The following is a 16,173-nucleotide window of genomic DNA, read 5'->3' on the forward strand; positions in this document are numbered from 1 at the left end:
TTTATCGATAATAGTATCACATTTCAATTAAATCTAAAACAAAGGAGCCACTATCTAATCAAGATAGTATTTAATCGCGATCATTCCCGTGCTTGCGTTCTCCATAATGATTCCCCTCATCATGATGTTTACGATGCCCATGATCATCATAGTATCGTTGTTGATCGACGTATACTGTCCGCTCTTGCGTATCTCTGCTCCCAACTGCTGCTCCAAGGGCTCCACCGACACCTCCGCCTATGATTGCACCGTTTTTACCGCCACTGGCGGAACCGACTGCCGAACCTGCCGCCGCACCAAGTGCACTGCCCAGAACAGCCCCTCCGTCTATTTGTCCCGCATGTGCCCCCATCGAGATGAATAAAGCCGCGATAAAAGATATTGTTTTTTTATGATTCATAATGAACTCCTATTTTTTTGTCATTTTATCTTGTAAATACATTAACAATGTAAATAAAAAACATTACTCTATACTTCTTTTAAACTCAATGCCACTTTCCCTTTTTGAATATCCACTTCAATAACCCGAATGCGGCTTAACTGCTGATTCACGCTCAGCACCTCCAGCGGATGAGATATCCGTTTTTCCGACATTTGAGAGATATGGATCAATCCGTCATTTTTCAGACCGATATCGACAAATGCCCCGAAATCGGCAATATTTCGCACAACGCCGGAAACAATATTTCCCTCTTTAAGCTCTTTAATATCGGTCAAATCGGATCGGAACATAATCGGTGGGAGCGTCTCTCGGGGGTCGAACCCCGGTTTTTTAAGTTCGGCGATGATATCACCGAGCGTTATCTCCCCTATTCCCAATTCTTTTGCAATAACGGGTATCTGCGCTTTGGTGAGCGTTTGTACATCGTACCGCTTGGTCAAATTGTCCGTCGCTTGGTAACTTTCAGGATGGACTCCGGTATTGTCGAGGATATTTTTCCCCTCCCGTATCCGAAAAAATCCCGCACATTGCTCATACGCTTTTGCTCCAAGCCCTTTTACTTTTAAAAGTTCCTGTTTACTTTTGAACGCTCCCTTGGTTTCCCGATACTCGACAATTGCACGAGCCAGCTTTGATCCCACCCCTGCAACATAGGAGAGGAGGGAGACGGAAGCGCTGTTGGGATCAACTCCGATACGATTGACCAGATCCTCTGTCACGTCACCCAACTGTTTTTCCAAAAGCTTTTGATCGACATCGTGCTGATACTGCCCGATCCCCAGCGACTTAGGATCGATTTTGACCAGTGCCGCCATCGGATCGCGCAGACGCTGAGCGATAGAGATTGCCCCTCGGATCGTCACATCGAGAGCCGGATACTCCTCTTGGGCAATTTTAGACGCCGAGTAGACTGACGCCCCCGCTTCGGAAACGACGGTATAGGCGAGATTTAACCCCTCTTCACGATTTATGCGTGCAAAAAACTCCTGCGTCTCGCGCGAGCCGGTCCCGTTGCCAATCGAGACGGCTGTAATGCGGTAGCGTGAAGCCAGCTCTTTGATCACCTTTGCCGACGCCGCATAGTCACTTTGCGGAGGGGTCGGATAGATCACCCTGTGGGCCAGATAGGTTCCGTGTTCATCCACAACCGCGAGCTTGCATCCGGTGCGGTACGCCGGATCGACCCCTAAAATGACCCTCTTGGTTACGGGGGGAGATCCCAGAAGCTGAATCAGATTTTTACCGAACGTCGCTATGGCCTGAGCATCGGAGCGCTCTTTTATCCGTGTATGGATTTCCCGCTCCAACGAGGGGAATAAGAGCCGCTTAAACCCGTCCATATACGCTTCCAACAGTATCTCTCTGCTCCCTTTCGCTTGAGAGGGGATACGGTACCGTTTTATCGCCCCCTCCACCCGTTCCATGTCGATGGAGAGTTTGACACTCAGCTCTTTTTCGTGCACCCCGCGCATCATTGCCAGATAACGGTGGGAAGGGATAGAGGAGATCCGTTCCGCTTTTCCGGCAAGCTTGGCGTACAGCCCTTCTTCTTTTAGTGCTTTTGCCCCTTTGATCTCGAACGAGGAGTAACCCTCCAGTTGGTTCCGCCAATACTCACGCTCTTTCGGATCATCGCTGTACCGCTCTGCCACAATGTCCTGAGCCCCTTTTATCGCATCCTCAGATGTTTTGATAGAGCCTTTGATAAACGCTTCCGCCTTTTTAGTAAATTCGCCTCTCTCTAAACGGCCGCTTTGAAGGATATCGGCCAGCGGTTCGAGCCCTGCAGCAATTGCTGCGCTCGCGCGGGTATTTTTCTTCTCTTTAAACGGGCGATAAATATCTTCCAGCAGATGGAGGGTTTCGGCCGCTTCAATTTGTGAACGCAGTTCCGAGGTCAGATGCCCCCTCTCTTGTATCAGACGCCCGATCTCCTCTTTACGCTCCAGCAATTTTTTAGAATAGACGTAGACGCTCTCAAACGCGCGTAGCTGCTCATCACTTGCCCCTCCCGTCATCTCTTTGCGATAGCGGGCGATAAAAGGGATCGTCGATCCCTCTTCGAGGAGTTTGAGAATATTAACAACGTTTTTTTCGGAAATATCTGTTTTTTCGCATAATAGTTGAATAAGTGGGGTCATAAGGTTCCTGTATCGGTTTTATTTTTCAAGAATGTAAAGGTTATTTGAGATATCGCATACATCGCTAAAACGCTCTTTGAGTTCCCGATCAAACGTCATCAGATAAATGTCGGCATTTTTAGCCTGCAAGCTTTTGAAATTTTCCAACAGCACCGTATCGGCAACGTTTTTTCCGTGATCGCATTTCGTAAAGTTAAACGATTTAAGGGTTTTTCCGTAATCGTACAGATCGGCTTCCCACTCGTCTTTAAACAAATAGAGCGAATCGGGATTGGCTGCCATGTAGATATGGTGATCGGGAACCTCATATTTTTCGATCAGGTCAGTGAACATCGGCCCGATATTGGAAAAATTTTCAATATCCCAAAAAATATATTTCCTACCGGAAGGTGACGGAAGAGCTTTATTTACCAAGGTCAGCCGTTTGGTGATATTAAAATGGTTATGGGCAATATCGTTGATAAGTTCAATCGAATTTTTCAGCTTAACCGCATCAACCGTTTCAAATCGTAAAATAGCACCCAATTCTATATAAAGCTCCAAATCCGCAAGCTCCTGCCATGCTCCGCCGGCTTGGTAATGTTGCAGGGCTCTGAGTTTTCCCGGAGAAAAGAGGAGATTGACGCTCATGTGCTTTCGAGAGGCATACGCTTTGGTAACGATAGCGAAGACTCTACGCGCCGCCTCCGTTTCGGGGAGTGCGATAGAGCCGTAAAATTTTTGATTGATGATAATTTTTTGCACGTTTGCCCTTTGAACTGTGAGCGCATTTTATCGTTTCGAACTTAGGCACAGTATAAAGAAATCGTTCGTATCAAAATACAACCGTCGTTAAACTCCCTTCGGCTATAATTGCTCTATGAATAATGAACCGTTCACTTTTCACATCGATCCAACGCCAACTCTCCCCTCAAGACAATGCCGTTTTATGGCACGCCTTATGGGATGGGGATTAACCTATGGCAATTACGCCATCGCTCTAATTGTATGGTGGATAAGTGACTGGTTCATCGCGATCGGAGTACTATTGCTCGGAATCATTGTTTTCGGTATCGTACGCTCCAAACTCCGTAATGATTCTATCCCTCCGACTCAACGCGAATATGCGTATGATGATTATGCCATCGCAACATGGTACCTCTCACGAACTGCGTGTTTTACACTTCCTAAGGAATAATTTTTATGGCATTAGTCGATCTCCTAAACGTATCCAAACATTATGAAGCTCAAAAAATTTTAGAAAACATCAACTTTCACATCGATGAAGGGGAACGGATCGTCATCGTCGGTAAAAACGGCAGCGGCAAATCGACACTCATGAAAATCGTCCACGGGTCTCTCGATACGGACGCGGGTGAGCGGATCAACCGTCAGGGGATTGAAATCAAGATGCTCTCCCAAGTACCGAAATTTGAACCCAATCATACGGTTCGCGAAGCGATCGAAGCGGGATTGGGGGAACTCAAATCGGCGCGAGTCCGTTTTGACGCAATCTCACAACTCTTAGCCGAGCAATCCGATAACGCCTCACTCCTCGATGAACAATCCCATCTAACCAACTTTCTCGATCACCACAACGCCTGGAATTTGGACGATAAAATCGAACGGGTAATGCACCATTTCATGCTCAAAGAGTATGAGCACAAAAGTGTCGATCTCCTCAGTGGAGGAGAACAACGCCGTGTCGCCCTCGCCTCACTGCTTCTCCAAAAACCAGATATATTACTCCTCGATGAACCGACCAATCACCTCGATGTTTACATGGTAGAATTTCTCGAAGAGCTGATCCTCAAAGAGCGCTTCACCCTCCTCTTTATCTCCCATGACCGGTACTTCATCGATCAGGTTGCCACCAAAACGATTGAAGTTGAAGATTGTGCCTTACGCGAATTCAACGGCGGCTACAGTAACTACCTCGAACAAAAGCAAGAGCTCCTTCGGACGATGGCGCAGCAGCATGACAATCTCCTCAAACTTCTAAAAACAGAAAATGAATGGCTCCGCCGAGGGGTTAAAGCACGACTAAAACGGAATGAGGGACGTAAACAACGGGTTCTGCAACTGCGTGAAGATGCCAAAAACAACCCCAGTAAAATCCGAAAAATGAAACTTGAACTTGAACGCGAAGCAAAGCATTTTAACCGCTCCGAAGGGATAAACCGTCAAAAAATGCTCTTTGAAATCGAGCATCTTGGACTCACCCTCGGAGATAAAGTACTTATCAAAGATTTCTCCACCCGAATCCTTCAAAAAGATGTCATAGCGGTTGTCGGACCCAACGGGAGCGGTAAATCCACTCTGCTCAAAGCACTCCTAGGGCGACTTAAACCAACCTCAGGAATTATCAAACAAGGGGAACTCACGATCGGCTATTTCGATCAGCACCGCGAGATGCTCGATGATAACCTCAACCTCGTCGAAACTTTCTGTCCGCACGGCGGAGATCGTGTTGATGCACAAGGACAGGATTACCATGTGTACGGTTATCTGAAAAACTTCCTCTTCCCAAGAGAGTTTTTGGACAAAAAGATCGGCGTCCTCAGCGGCGGAGAAAAAAATCGCGTCGCCCTCGCCCTCCTCTTTACAAAAAAAGTGGATATTCTCATCCTCGATGAGCCGACCAACGATCTCGATATCCCTACGATCAATATCCTCGAAGAGAAACTTCAAAACTTTCCCGGAGCCGTTATTCTCGTGAGCCATGATAGATATTTCGTCGATAAAATTGCGAAAAAACTCTTTATTTTCAAAGGGGATGGCACCATAGAGGAGAGCTACAAACCTTACAGCGAATACCTCGAAGATGAGAAAGAATTTAGCGAAATGGATGCTATGGAGGCCGAATTTTCCAAATCTTCTACCGCTACAGCAACAGTACAGAACGAAAAACCGAAAGTATTCAAACTGACATTCAATGAACAACGTGCCCTTGAAAAACTACCTGCCGAGGTCGAAGCGCTAGAAGCTAAAATCGATGAACTAAACGCCTCCCTTGCCGATCCGAAAAAATATGAAAAAATCGGGATCAGTCTCTTGGCCGAAGAGCTGGAAAAAACCAAAGCCCTCTATGAAGAAAAAGTGGACGAGCTCCTCACCATCGAAGAGAAAGCCGAAGAGATCGAAGCACTCAAAAACAGCTAAGGAGGTTCTATGGATATCGAAACGCTCAACTCCTTGCACTCTCATGCAGGATATCTCACCTTTAAAGAAGGGCCTAACGGATTTCCGATTGCCCTCATCACAACTCCTCATGCCACCGCTGCCATTACCCCCTACGGAGCACAGCTCCTCTCATACTATTTTGCCTCCGATTCGGCTGATTTACTGTTTCTCAGCGAAAAGGCGATCTTCAAAGAGGGAACTCCCATACGCGGCGGGGTTCCGATCTGTTGGCCGTGGTTCGGTCCCGATCCGCAACATCTCGGACGTAACGATCACGGACTTGCCCGCACACAAATGTGGAATGTCGGATCCACCTATCTACTCAATGATCAAGAATGTGCTATCACGTTCGAGCTTACCGATACCCCAGAAACCTACGCACTATGGCCACACCGTTTCCGCCTCATTCTAAAACTCACCGTAGGAAAGCAGCTAACACTGGAACTCACGACACAAAATCGCGATGAGACTCCATTAGAGCTCACACAAGCCCTCCATACCTACCTTTCCGTCGGAGATATCACCCATACAAACATCACAGGGCTAGAGGGGTACACCTACTCCGATAAAACACTCAACGGACGTGAAAAGAGAGAAGAAGGTCCTATCCGCATCGCCGCCGAAACCGACCGCATCTATTCTACCGATGGTGGCGATATTGTACTGCGTGATGATGCACCTAAGCGAAATATCCACATCGAATGTGAAGGGAGCCGCACAGCGGTTATATGGAATCCATGGGCACGGGTATGTGAACAAAAAGCTGATTTGACGGCTGAGGATTATAAAAAGATGGTCTGCATCGAGACCGCAAATGCAGAGAAAGATATCATCACGCTGCAACCCGGAGAGAGCCATACCCTCAAAGCAATCTATTATACCAAGGGGTAATTTCTAAGAATTTGGGGATGAGGGAGGCGATTAACGCCCCCCTTTGCCTCCACCCATCATACCGCCGCCCATGCCTGAACCTGATCCCATCCCTGAGCCTTGCATCATCCCTTGACCTGAGCCTTGGTTTTTCATTTTTGGAGTACGATTTTCCGGTCTCCCCATAAATTTGTCGTTCTGCTCTTTAGTCATACTTTGTTGCCGATTCATCAATTCATTATGCAATTGTTCACGCTCTTGCTGAGTTGCTACGGTTCCCCGTTTTTGGAGAAGTTCATCCGTACTCATCGTATGAAACCGATTTTGTATTTCGTTTTGAACGGTTGAACGTTCCTGATTAGCAGCAGTAACTTCCCCCAAGACTACGGAGGAGAAGAGAACTGAGGCCGACAAAAGGATAATACTTGTTTTCATGATAAACTCCTTTAGATAATTACAACCATTGTAGAACAATAGTATTAATAAAATGTTAAATGTTAAATCTATTACATCAGCTATGAAGGATTTTAACTATTCATTTAAGTCATACAACTCTTTTATATCCATAATAGGGTATATTCTGATAAAGAATTTGATAAAAGCTGAAAGAAAAAATGACTGATTTATACGAAGAGCATGTAGCTATAACCGCAGAAATAAAAAAAGAGGTAGAGCCCCTTAAGGTTCTTTTCCCCGCCCAATACGGTCATCTTTATACACTATTAGCTCAAAAATACAACCTCGAGCTCCAACCTGAGCAACTACTGAATACTGAGATGCTTGATGAGCAGATGATACGTCATATAATCACCCTCACCGCCTGTACGGACACAGCAATTGAAGCCATCGAAATGCAAGATACGGCTAAACTTCAAGCCATTCTTCACGAAACCAAAATACTTCGCGAAGAGATTCAAGAACTGCGTAAAGTTGTCTATGAAGATAATCTGACACATACATATAATCGAAAATGGTTTGATGACATCTTACTGGAATCTGATGGATCAACTATGCAAAAAGAGGGGATTCTCGTCCTTATCGATCTCAATAAATTTAAACGTATCAATGATACGTATGGACATATTACAGGGGACAAAGTCCTTATTCTCGTCGCCAAAAAGCTAAAAAGCACGGGAGGAAATGTAATTCGATACGGAGGAGATGAATTTGTAATCCTTTTCCCGCATGATGAAAAAAATGTTAGTGAAAAAGTGGAAGAGGTACTCAACTACTTTCAACGCACCCATTTCAACGTTGAAAAAGAGACATTTAAAATCGATTTTGCCTACGGAATCGCTTCATTTTTAAAAGGTGCCAACCGTAATCGTGTTATAGAAAAAGCCGATGAAGCTATGTACCGCAACAAAAAGTCGCTTTAAAACTACTCGGCTTTGGCCGTAATCGTAAATTTGTCTTCCATAAATTTTTTGGCGGCATCTTCACTCATACTTGATGATTGGGACAAAGCATTTTGGAGCTGTGCAACGCTCAAATTGTTCTTATTTTGGCCTTCAAGAACCACTTCGCTCGCATCCCCTTTTAATATTTTTATAATAGCGCGAATGAGCTCTTTTTCGACCACTCCATGGGTATTGGCAAGGTCACCTTCAAACCGTTTCGCCATCACTGCATCAATTATGCTAGCCGCTTTTTTCTTATCCGACATATCTTCAGAAGTGAGGCCAAACTCTTTTAAAAACAACGCTTGTTCTGCGGGCGCTAACCCATCATGAAAACTCTTTACCGATCCATATGTCACATCGGATAGGGCACGATTCTCGGCACTTAAAGAAAAATGATCCAGTATCATCGAATCCGGAGCAACGGCAGAAACTTGATGCGCTTCCATTGCAAAGCGTATAGGAAGGATAGCATTATCAATGACCAATCGATCAATGACAATATGCTTCATCACCGTTCTATCCCCTTCAAATTCCCCTTTGAATTCCAAGTTTACACTGTTGAGCTTTTCAATAGTATTTTGCTGAAACGCATTGCTCACATTTTGAGCTACCAGCTGAGCAATAAGGGTTTTCGGCAATGCTACCGCATCCGCTTCGATATCGATCGATGCATTGATCGCTTTCCCCTCTGCAAGCTCTTTCAAAGCACCAAGTTCTTCCATATCTCCAAGACGAAGCGACTCTATCGAAAGTTGTTCTTGTCCCAATAATGAGAGTTTGATCTTCTCGATTTCACAATCCGTCGTAACGATACCGCTGCAATCAATCGAGCCGTATGCCATCTCTCCTCCGACCAGAAGAAGATTCTTTTGATACGCACTGATCGATGCAACCAATTCTCCTTTAATACGCTCATTTTTGTAGTGTGCAAATGCACTTATACCCACAATAATGATCGCTGCTACCAGGGAGAGATGGATTTTATATTTCTCATAAAAAGGGGTAGATTCACTTTCAAATGTTTCTTCAGCTGAATTAATATTCACGATTTTGGCCTTAACGGATGTAATCGACGACTTTTGAGAGGAGCGTCACCTCTTTTATAATACTCACAACCTCTTGATGTGCCGGATGCGGCACATACACATCGAGTCCCGCTTGATCGTCAAACACAGAGATAAGAGAGAGATCAAAGGAGCGTTCTGAACGGCTGATATCGATTCCAACCTCCATACTTTTAAGGGTATCGATCTGTGCCGGCAATGCCTCAAGCATTGCTTTAACACGTGCTATATTTTCAGCTTTATTCTCTTCTTTGAATTGAAACATCACTATGTGTACGAGCATCTTAGTCCTTTTATCGTTGTATTAAATCCTGTAAACTTTGCAATGGGGATTTCCCCTCTAAAATTGCATACACTTCCGCCGCGATAGGAAGATAAATCCCTCTTGCCGTGGCAATCTCATGCAGCGCATACGCGGTTCCTATCCCCTCGCTCACCTCACCGATCTGGGCACAAACGACCTCTTTATTTTTTCCCTGTGCAAGACCGAGACCGACACGATAATTGCGTGACATCGGTGAACTCGCCGTTAAAAACAGATCTCCGGCACCGCTAAGTCCAAGAAAACTCTCTTCCTGCGCTCCGTATGCTCTGCCGAAACGCTCCATTTCGACTAATCCTCGCGCGATGAGACTTGCCGCAGCATTGTGCCCCAGTTCTAACCCTTCACAAATCCCCGCAGCAATCGCAATAACGTTTTTATAAGCTCCTGCAATCTCGGCACCCATCACATCTTCACTAACGTAAGTACGGATGAAAGTCGGAAATAGAGTACAAAAAGCTTTTGCCGTCTCTCGCGAACTCGAATTCACCACCAATGCGGTAGGAAGAGAACGCATCACCTCACTGGCGAAAGATGGGCCGGATAAAAATGCCAAATTTGACTCAGGTACATACTGTGCGTAGATTTCATTGAGGAATCGACCGCTTGAAGCTTCTATCCCTTTGGCCGCAACCAGAATTTTTTGTCCGCTGTAAGTAAAGTTCTCTTCAAGCCATCCCGAAACCTCTTGTGCAGGGACGGTGATAATAAGATATTCACAGGTCAAGACCTCTTCAAGAGGTTTGAATGAAGGCCAATCCCGCAGCGTTCGAGAAGTTATAATCACCTCATTTTTCTCACTCATGGCGAAGGCAAGAGCTTCTCCCCATTTACCTGCTCCGATAACACCAATTGTATTCATTTATGCGCCCCAAGTGCCTCAGATAATGCCGAAATGTTATCCTCATATCCGATAACCACTAAAATATCTTCCGGATCAATATGGTGATTGTGCCCTCGAGAAGTAAAACTAAACGTTGCTGCCATCTCATGATCGACGATGGCTAAAACTAAAACATCAAATTCTTCGCCCAAATCAATGTCGTGCAGATGTTTCCCTACGATAAATGACCCTTCCGGGACTACAATTTGGGCTATTTTCAAAAAAGATTGCTCATATAAAATATCGTGTAATACTTCGGTAACGGTCGGTTTTTCAAGCATTTCAGTAATCACATTGGCCGTAATCTGTAAAATCGGCATCACTTTGTTTGCACCGGCACTTTTCATCTTTGCCGCACTCTCATGATCCCCAGCCAATGCGATGATCGGAAGCTCTTCGAAAATGGATCGTAAGGATATTGTTAAAAAAACGTTCTCCGCATCATTATCCAAAGCACAAAAAACCATCAGATTATCGGTATCAAACCTCTCTTCAATAAGCTTCCAATCTTCACTTAAATCAAATAGCTCAGCATTAAATCCAGCTGCACGCGCAGCCGTTTGTTCTGCTTCATTTCGGACAAAAACGGCAAATGAATCGTATTCCGAAGCAATTTGAAGCGCGATTTGTTTAGCATATTCGTTAAATCCAAATACTACAGCACTTTTCGAGTTCATCGTCTCCCCTTGGTCCGTATCAATACTTTGAACTCATCAATCAATGAGCGTGTCCCTACAACAATGGCAACATCCCCAGCTGCAACCATAAGAGAACTTGAGGGGTTAAAGAAAAACGATTGAGACGTTTGTTTATAAACCCCTAATATAATCAGCCTTTTATGAAAAAGCGGGAGTTTACCCATGTCAAAAAATCGCTCTGCCATAATCTTGTCTAAAATAATCTCTTCGATAAAAACACCGCTATTTTCAGATCGAAGAGCATGTATAACTTCAAATGCCACCGGTCTTCCACTCACTTCTTTGCTCATAAGTCCGATAAGCTCTTGGGTATAGACAACTTCATCAATCCCTGCAAGGGTAAGTTTACGGCGATTTTCATGGTGTAATAAAATCGATAGAAGAGGTACCTTTTTGGTCATTTCACGAATGGTGAGTGCTGTATAGACATTTAAAACATCACTCTCTTGCAATAAGATAGCGGCAATAACCTGACTCTCAAAATCAATTCTCAGCATATGATACGAATGAAGGGAAGAGGGATCATACGTTAGGGCTAAAAATCCCTCTTTTTGCGCTTCAGAGATTTTTTCATGATTGTTATCTACGATAACAACCTGTTTTCCATTTTTAATAAACCGATGTGCAACTTGGTAGGCCAAAGGGCCATACCCGCAAATAAGATAAAACTGATCAATTTTTGAAACATCATCGATCAATTTATCCTCTTTAATCTCATCCAATTTTTCGGTAAACGCTGACACAACAATCGATGTTGCAAAGGAGATAACCGCGATACCCGCCACAATAATCACCATTGCGACCACACGTCCCTCATCCGTTACCGGAACAAAGTCACCGTATCCGACCGTAAAGATTGTGACCACAGACCAGTAAAAAGCATCAAAAAGGGTATTAATGCGAGATTCGGGGTTATTCGCTTCCATAACATAAATAAGTACGGAAGAGACCGTAATAATCACACTTGCAAAAACACCGAGAGTAAAAATTTCAAACTTTTTGGAAGCAAGGATAGAAACAAACTGTGTCAAACTTTTTGCGTATCTAAAGAGTTTAAAGACACGAAACAAAATGAATACCCGCAACAATCGCATTTCGTGAAAGAATGGCATTATGGCAAGTAAATCGATAATAGCGGCAGGAGAGAAAATAAATCCCATTTTGATCATGACAATTCGGTGCATGGCCCCCATCCAGCCAAACGGACGCTGTAAAAAAATATCATGTTCATACTGTTCGATAATAGCTTTGGAGTTATCACTGTAAACCCAAAGACGTAAAAGATATTCCATCAAAAAAACGAAAGAAATAATATAGTTGTTAAAAAAGAGCCAATCCTGACTTACTTCATGTTTAACATGACGGACAAGTATATAAACGCTCATCACAATAAATGCCATCATCACATAATCAAAAAACTTCTTATACGGGTATGTAGGATTTTCGAGTAGATTATGAAAGAATTTCTTTACATGACGATAACGTGCCGATCCTTGTAGATAAAAAGCAATCCCTACGATCAATCGGCCGATCATCGCCACCCTTATTGTGCCAGTTTGGCTTGAAGAATTTCGTTGAGCGTATTAGGGTTTGCCGAACCTTTTGATGCTTTCATCGCTTGACCGACGAAAAAGCCAAAAAGTTTATCTTTCCCCGATTTATATTCTGCTACTTTATCGGCATTAGCATTTAAAATGTCATCGATCAATGCTTCAAGAGCACCCGTATCACTCACTTGTTTAAGTCCGAGTTTTTCAATCGATGCATCCACATCACCGCCGTTTTGTTCGAGGAGATAATCAAGAACCTCTTTGGCCGCTTTACCGCTTATCACACTCTCTTCGATCCGCTTGACAAGGGTTCCAAGCATCTTAGCGCTCACCGCCGATTCGTGTGCCCCCATTCCCCCTTTGAGACGTCCCTGCAACTCAACACTGAGCCATGAAACGGCATTTCTAGCCGTGATACCGCACTCCAACATCTCTTCAAAATAATGAGCGCTCTCCAGCTCTGCAGTTATAACTGCCGCATCGTATTCACGAATACCGTGTTCGCGCACCAAACGTTCTTTTTTCGCATCAGGTAGCTCAGGAATCGTGATAACCGCCGTATACATTGCATCATCTACCACGACTTTGAGCAAATCAGGCTCAGGAAAATAACGATAATCAGCCGCTTCTTCTTTACCGCGCATAGAGCGTGTCTCTTGCTTGGCTTGGTCAAACAATCGCGTCTCCTGAACAATCTCGCTCTCATAGGTGCCATCTTCCCACGCCTCACGCTGGCGCGCTACTTCGAGTTCAATCGCACGCTGGATAAAGCGGAAACTGTTGATATTTTTGATCTCAACACGGGTATAGAGTTTCTCATCCCCTTTGGGGCGGATAGAGACGTTAACGTCAACACGAAACGACCCCTCTTGCATGTTCGCATCCGAAATATCAATATAACGGACGATCGAGTGGAGCTTTTTAAGGTACAAAATCGCATCTTCGGCAGAGCGCATATCGGGCTCGGATACGATCTCCAATAACGGTGTCCCCGCACGATTCAAGTCCACTTTTGAGATTGCCCCCTCATGGATATTTTTCCCTGCATCCGCCTCGATATGGGCACGGTTGATCCGGATGGTTTTGTGGCTTCCGTCTTCAAAATCGATCACCAAGTTACCGTGTTCGACGATCGGAGTATAGAGCTGCGTGATTTGATACGCACTCGGGCTGTCGGGATAAAAGTAACTTTTACGGTCAAAGAAGCTGGTTCGGTTAATCGTTGCACCCACGGCTGTTCCAAACATTCCCGCTTTACGCACGGCTTCTTTGTTCAATACCGGCAATGCTCCGGGCAATGCCAAACATGTTGGGCAGGTATTGGTGTTTTGTTCGTGGTTAAAACTCGTAGGACAAGAGCAAAAAAGTTTAGACTGGGTATTGAGCTGGACGTGGACTTCCAAACCGATAATGGTTTCAAACATACGAATAATTTCCTTGGTTTATATAAAATAGCGGATGGAGGCAAAGCCGTAAGCTCCGCACTCTTTAACCGCATTTATCTGCTCCTCGGTCGTAATTCCGCCGAGCGCAAAAATAGGTATCTCTATTTTATCCACTATTTCTTTTAAATCCTCTAAACCCTTGGGCTCTCCCTTGTTCGGGGAGGTAAAAATCGGGCTGTAGGTGATCGCATCGGCACCTAACGCTTGCGCTTTGAGCGCTTCTTCATACGAGTGGGTACTGATAACGGCGTATAACCCCAGTTTTTTAGCCTCTGTTATCTCGTCAAATTGTGTAGAGGTGAAATGCACCCCATCGGCTTTTAATTCATGTGCAAGAAGATAATCACCGTGCAGTAAAACATGAGGAATTTTATATTGACGAGAGAGCGTTATAAATGTATGTGCGAGATCAGCATATTCAGGGGTTTGCTTATCTCTGAATAGTACAAAATCGGGAAATCTATGCGAATAGATCACATCTAATGCCGATTCGAGAGTATCAGGCGTACTGCCATAGTAGGAGGGATCGGTAATTAAATAAGTTTTCACTCGTGTACAGTGTGCGGAGCCAACGTTTTTAAACTCTTTTGTATCTCTTCGAGAAGTTCAGTTTGCTTGATCTGTGATTCATGACGTTCGCGATAAATCGCCATCATTTCCAGTACCAAAATTAAAAATAGAGCTAAAAAGATAAATAAAAAGGTAAACATGATTGCAGGGACGATACCAAGAAAAACGAAAGACTGAAAGGTCACCCAGGCTCCGACGATAACGAAAGCCCAGGATACTCCGCTAAGGAAGCTTAAAAGCGCGTCGAACGTACTTCGCTTCATACTATATACTTAGTGTTCGTCGTGAAGAAGAACTGCACCACCGAGATAAACATAGGTGAGCATCATGAAAATGAACGCTTGCAAGAATGCCATAAAGGTCAACAATGCAAACGGTACGATAGGAAGAATCCACGGAGCCAACATTAACAATACCATCAAGAACATATCGTCCCCTTTGACATTACCGAATAATCGGAAACTCAAAGAGATGATACGAGAGATATGTGAAACGATCTCGATCGGGAACATCAACCATGCCAACCACCATACTGGACCCATAAAGTGTTTGAAGTAACTGATGATGCCGTTACGACGAATACCTTCGAAGTTGTAATAGGTAAAAACAACCAATGCCAAAGCAAGGGTAAAATCCAAAAATGCACTCGGTGCTTCAAAACCCGGAAGAACCCCGATAACGTTTGCAATACCGACGAAAAGACCGATGGTCGCTACAAGAGGGAGATAGCGACGTGCTTCCGCTCTGCCCATAACATCGGCACCCATTGCCAATACACCGCTCAAATAGGCTTCCATTACGTTTTGAGTTCCGGTCGGAACCAAGCGGAGATTAGAAGTCGCCATTTTTGCGATTACGAGGACGATTGCCGCCGTAAGTAGCATGTGCGTGAGGAAAATAAAAGAATGTTCTTGGCTAATAAGGCCAAAGAAGGTAAAGAGCTCACCCATAAGAAGCGTTCCTTTGCGTAAAATTGCCGCAATTATAATCGTTTTGAGATTAAATTCCTATAAACTGATACGCTACACTTCTCGCTTTGCGCTCAATATATGATCATGAATCTATTTTTGAAGGAATACAACCGATTTAAATGGAGGAAAAAAGAGGCATTTTATAAAATACCCCAGATCAACTGGGGAAAAGGGGAATTTATTTGGGACCGAAGGTTGTAAAAATATACTCCGCCATTTTTTCATCGGAAATTTTACCTTCACGCTCTTCGACTTTCTTTAAGTTCTTCTGCATTACAGAGTGAGCCGATTTACTGTCAAAATCTTTGTTTCTTAAATCTTTTAATTTAGCTACAAGCTCCTCTTTGCTCAATGCGGCTAGAGGTGGACCGTAGATATCCGCTTTTTCTTGTGATGCCATACCCTGTGCTGCGGCTTCTTCTACCGAAGTACCCGGCTGTTCTTTAAGCTTCGGAATCCCGTTTGCTTTAATACCATGACAGTTAGCACAACGATTTTTATAAATCATACTAGGAGTTTCTAAAGTTTTCGCACTACAGAAACTTGACATCAACAAAGATGCAAGGCCAATTACAAATAAACCACGTGTTTTCATCTACAGCTCCTTAATTAATATACTTAATGATAACACCTTGTATTTAAAAAAGTCTTA

General features: G+C 44.2%; 18 protein-coding genes. 4 read left to right on the forward strand and 14 right to left on the reverse strand.

From position 1 onward, the window contains the following. Positions 1 to 70 precede the first annotated feature (70 nt). The 3 genes from WC407_RS02415 to WC407_RS02425 form a co-directional block, all read right to left on the reverse strand. Entirely contained in the window at positions 71 to 400 is a 330-nt protein-coding gene (locus tag WC407_RS02415) for a hypothetical protein (protein WP_373020873.1), read from the reverse strand. 68 nt (positions 401 to 468) lie between these two features. Then, the gene (locus tag WC407_RS02420) at positions 469 to 2,583 is read right to left on the reverse strand and encodes a helix-hairpin-helix domain-containing protein (protein ID WP_373020876.1); all 2,115 of its coding nucleotides are present in this window, start codon (positions 2,581 to 2,583) and stop codon (positions 469 to 471) included. 18 nt (positions 2,584 to 2,601) lie between these two features. After that, the gene (locus WC407_RS02425) at positions 2,602 to 3,327 is read right to left on the reverse strand and encodes a hypothetical protein (protein WP_373020878.1); all 726 of its coding nucleotides are present in this window, start codon (positions 3,325 to 3,327) and stop codon (positions 2,602 to 2,604) included. Between the two features lie 115 nt (positions 3,328 to 3,442). On the opposite strand from WC407_RS02425, the gene WC407_RS02430 reads away from it, so the two are divergent. Genes WC407_RS02430 through WC407_RS02440 form a run of 3 tightly spaced genes read left to right on the forward strand, consistent with a single transcriptional unit; the run spans position 3,443 to position 6,636 of the window. Then, on the forward strand, positions 3,443 to 3,760 hold the full coding sequence (locus WC407_RS02430; protein ID WP_373020880.1) for a hypothetical protein: 318 nt from the start codon (positions 3,443 to 3,445) through the stop codon (positions 3,758 to 3,760). 5 nt (positions 3,761 to 3,765) lie between these two features. Next, positions 3,766 to 5,724 (forward strand): ribosomal protection-like ABC-F family protein, encoded by a 1,959-nt coding sequence (gene abc-f / locus WC407_RS02435; protein WP_373020882.1) that lies wholly within the window; start codon positions 3,766 to 3,768, stop codon positions 5,722 to 5,724. 9 nt (positions 5,725 to 5,733) lie between these two features. Next, positions 5,734 to 6,636 carry a D-hexose-6-phosphate mutarotase gene (locus WC407_RS02440; protein WP_373020888.1) on the forward strand — a complete coding sequence of 301 codons (903 nt, stop codon included), beginning with the start codon at positions 5,734 to 5,736 and terminating at the stop codon, positions 6,634 to 6,636. A gap of 30 nt (positions 6,637 to 6,666) precedes the next feature. On the opposite strand, the gene WC407_RS02445 is transcribed toward WC407_RS02440, so the two are convergent. Next, on the reverse strand, positions 6,667 to 7,050 hold the full coding sequence (locus WC407_RS02445; protein ID WP_373020890.1) for a hypothetical protein: 384 nt from the start codon (positions 7,048 to 7,050) through the stop codon (positions 6,667 to 6,669). 179 nt (positions 7,051 to 7,229) lie between these two features. On the opposite strand from WC407_RS02445, the gene WC407_RS02450 reads away from it, so the two are divergent. Further along, a complete protein-coding gene (locus tag WC407_RS02450) occupies positions 7,230 to 7,994 on the forward strand; it encodes a GGDEF domain-containing protein (RefSeq protein WP_373020892.1) in 765 nt (254 codons plus the stop codon). A 2-nt stretch (positions 7,995 to 7,996) separates the two neighbouring features. On the opposite strand, the gene WC407_RS02455 is transcribed toward WC407_RS02450, so the two are convergent. The 10 genes from WC407_RS02455 to WC407_RS02500 all read right to left on the reverse strand — a co-directional run bounded on the left by WC407_RS02455 (position 7,997) and on the right by WC407_RS02500 (position 16,116). Further along, the gene (locus tag WC407_RS02455) at positions 7,997 to 9,064 is read right to left on the reverse strand and encodes a hypothetical protein (RefSeq protein WP_373020894.1); all 1,068 of its coding nucleotides are present in this window, start codon (positions 9,062 to 9,064) and stop codon (positions 7,997 to 7,999) included. A 10-nt stretch (positions 9,065 to 9,074) separates the two neighbouring features. Further along, on the reverse strand, positions 9,075 to 9,365 hold the full coding sequence (locus WC407_RS02460) for a Dabb family protein (protein WP_373020896.1): 291 nt from the start codon (positions 9,363 to 9,365) through the stop codon (positions 9,075 to 9,077). A 10-nt stretch (positions 9,366 to 9,375) separates the two neighbouring features. Beyond that, positions 9,376 to 10,266 carry an NAD(P)H-dependent glycerol-3-phosphate dehydrogenase gene (locus WC407_RS02465; protein WP_373020899.1) on the reverse strand — a complete coding sequence of 297 codons (891 nt, stop codon included), beginning with the start codon at positions 10,264 to 10,266 and terminating at the stop codon, positions 9,376 to 9,378. Continuing rightward, positions 10,263 to 10,964: an NAD-binding protein gene (locus WC407_RS02470; RefSeq protein WP_373020901.1), complete on the reverse strand. Its 702-nt coding sequence runs from the start codon at positions 10,962 to 10,964 to the stop codon at positions 10,263 to 10,265. The genes WC407_RS02465 and WC407_RS02470 overlap by 4 nt, the downstream gene beginning before the upstream one ends. Then, on the reverse strand, positions 10,961 to 12,520 hold the full coding sequence (locus WC407_RS02475; protein ID WP_373020903.1) for an ion transporter: 1,560 nt from the start codon (positions 12,518 to 12,520) through the stop codon (positions 10,961 to 10,963). The genes WC407_RS02470 and WC407_RS02475 overlap by 4 nt, the downstream gene beginning before the upstream one ends. 8 nt (positions 12,521 to 12,528) lie before the next feature. Then, positions 12,529 to 13,959 carry an Asp-tRNA(Asn)/Glu-tRNA(Gln) amidotransferase subunit GatB gene (gene gatB / locus WC407_RS02480; RefSeq protein ID WP_373020907.1) on the reverse strand — a complete coding sequence of 477 codons (1,431 nt, stop codon included), beginning with the start codon at positions 13,957 to 13,959 and terminating at the stop codon, positions 12,529 to 12,531. An 18-nt stretch (positions 13,960 to 13,977) separates the two neighbouring features. Next, complete coding sequence (locus tag WC407_RS02485) at positions 13,978 to 14,529, reverse strand: thiamine phosphate synthase (protein WP_373020909.1); 552 nt, start codon at positions 14,527 to 14,529, stop codon at positions 13,978 to 13,980. Continuing rightward, entirely contained in the window at positions 14,526 to 14,813 is a 288-nt protein-coding gene (locus WC407_RS02490) for a hypothetical protein (RefSeq protein WP_373020911.1), read from the reverse strand. The genes WC407_RS02485 and WC407_RS02490 overlap by 4 nt, the downstream gene beginning before the upstream one ends. 9 nt (positions 14,814 to 14,822) lie before the next feature. Continuing rightward, positions 14,823 to 15,500, reverse strand: coding sequence for a F0F1 ATP synthase subunit A (locus WC407_RS02495; RefSeq protein WP_373020913.1), 678 nt, complete (start codon positions 15,498 to 15,500; stop codon positions 14,823 to 14,825). Positions 15,501 to 15,699: 199 nt separating this feature from the next. Further along, entirely contained in the window at positions 15,700 to 16,116 is a 417-nt protein-coding gene (locus tag WC407_RS02500) for a c-type cytochrome (protein ID WP_373020915.1), read from the reverse strand. Positions 16,117 to 16,173 lie beyond the last annotated feature (57 nt).

Origin of the sequence: Sulfuricurvum sp., assembly GCF_041651515.1 — a bacterium.
Lineage (GTDB): Bacteria > Campylobacterota > Campylobacteria > Campylobacterales > Sulfurimonadaceae > Sulfuricurvum.

Coding starts and splice junctions, on each gene's coding strand:
- abc-f (WP_373020882.1), top strand. CDS start 3,766: ATGGCATTAGTCGATCTCCTAAACGTATCCAAACATTATGAAGCTCAA.
- WC407_RS02460 (WP_373020896.1), bottom strand. CDS start 9,365: ATGCTCGTACACATAGTGATGTTTCAATTCAAAGAAGAGAATAAAGCT.
- WC407_RS02465 (WP_373020899.1), bottom strand. CDS start 10,266: ATGAATACAATTGGTGTTATCGGAGCAGGTAAATGGGGAGAAGCTCTT.
- WC407_RS02420 (WP_373020876.1), bottom strand. CDS start 2,583: ATGACCCCACTTATTCAACTATTATGCGAAAAAACAGATATTTCCGAA.
- WC407_RS02440 (WP_373020888.1), top strand. CDS start 5,734: ATGGATATCGAAACGCTCAACTCCTTGCACTCTCATGCAGGATATCTC.
- WC407_RS02475 (WP_373020903.1), bottom strand. CDS start 12,520: ATGATCGGCCGATTGATCGTAGGGATTGCTTTTTATCTACAAGGATCG.
- WC407_RS02470 (WP_373020901.1), bottom strand. CDS start 10,964: ATGAACTCGAAAAGTGCTGTAGTATTTGGATTTAACGAATATGCTAAA.
- WC407_RS02490 (WP_373020911.1), bottom strand. CDS start 14,813: ATGAAGCGAAGTACGTTCGACGCGCTTTTAAGCTTCCTTAGCGGAGTA.
- gatB (WP_373020907.1), bottom strand. CDS start 13,959: ATGTTTGAAACCATTATCGGTTTGGAAGTCCACGTCCAGCTCAATACC.
- WC407_RS02450 (WP_373020892.1), top strand. CDS start 7,230: ATGACTGATTTATACGAAGAGCATGTAGCTATAACCGCAGAAATAAAA.
- WC407_RS02415 (WP_373020873.1), bottom strand. CDS start 400: ATGAATCATAAAAAAACAATATCTTTTATCGCGGCTTTATTCATCTCG.
- WC407_RS02495 (WP_373020913.1), bottom strand. CDS start 15,500: ATGGGTGAGCTCTTTACCTTCTTTGGCCTTATTAGCCAAGAACATTCT.
- WC407_RS02430 (WP_373020880.1), top strand. CDS start 3,443: ATGAATAATGAACCGTTCACTTTTCACATCGATCCAACGCCAACTCTC.
- WC407_RS02445 (WP_373020890.1), bottom strand. CDS start 7,050: ATGAAAACAAGTATTATCCTTTTGTCGGCCTCAGTTCTCTTCTCCTCC.
- WC407_RS02500 (WP_373020915.1), bottom strand. CDS start 16,116: ATGAAAACACGTGGTTTATTTGTAATTGGCCTTGCATCTTTGTTGATG.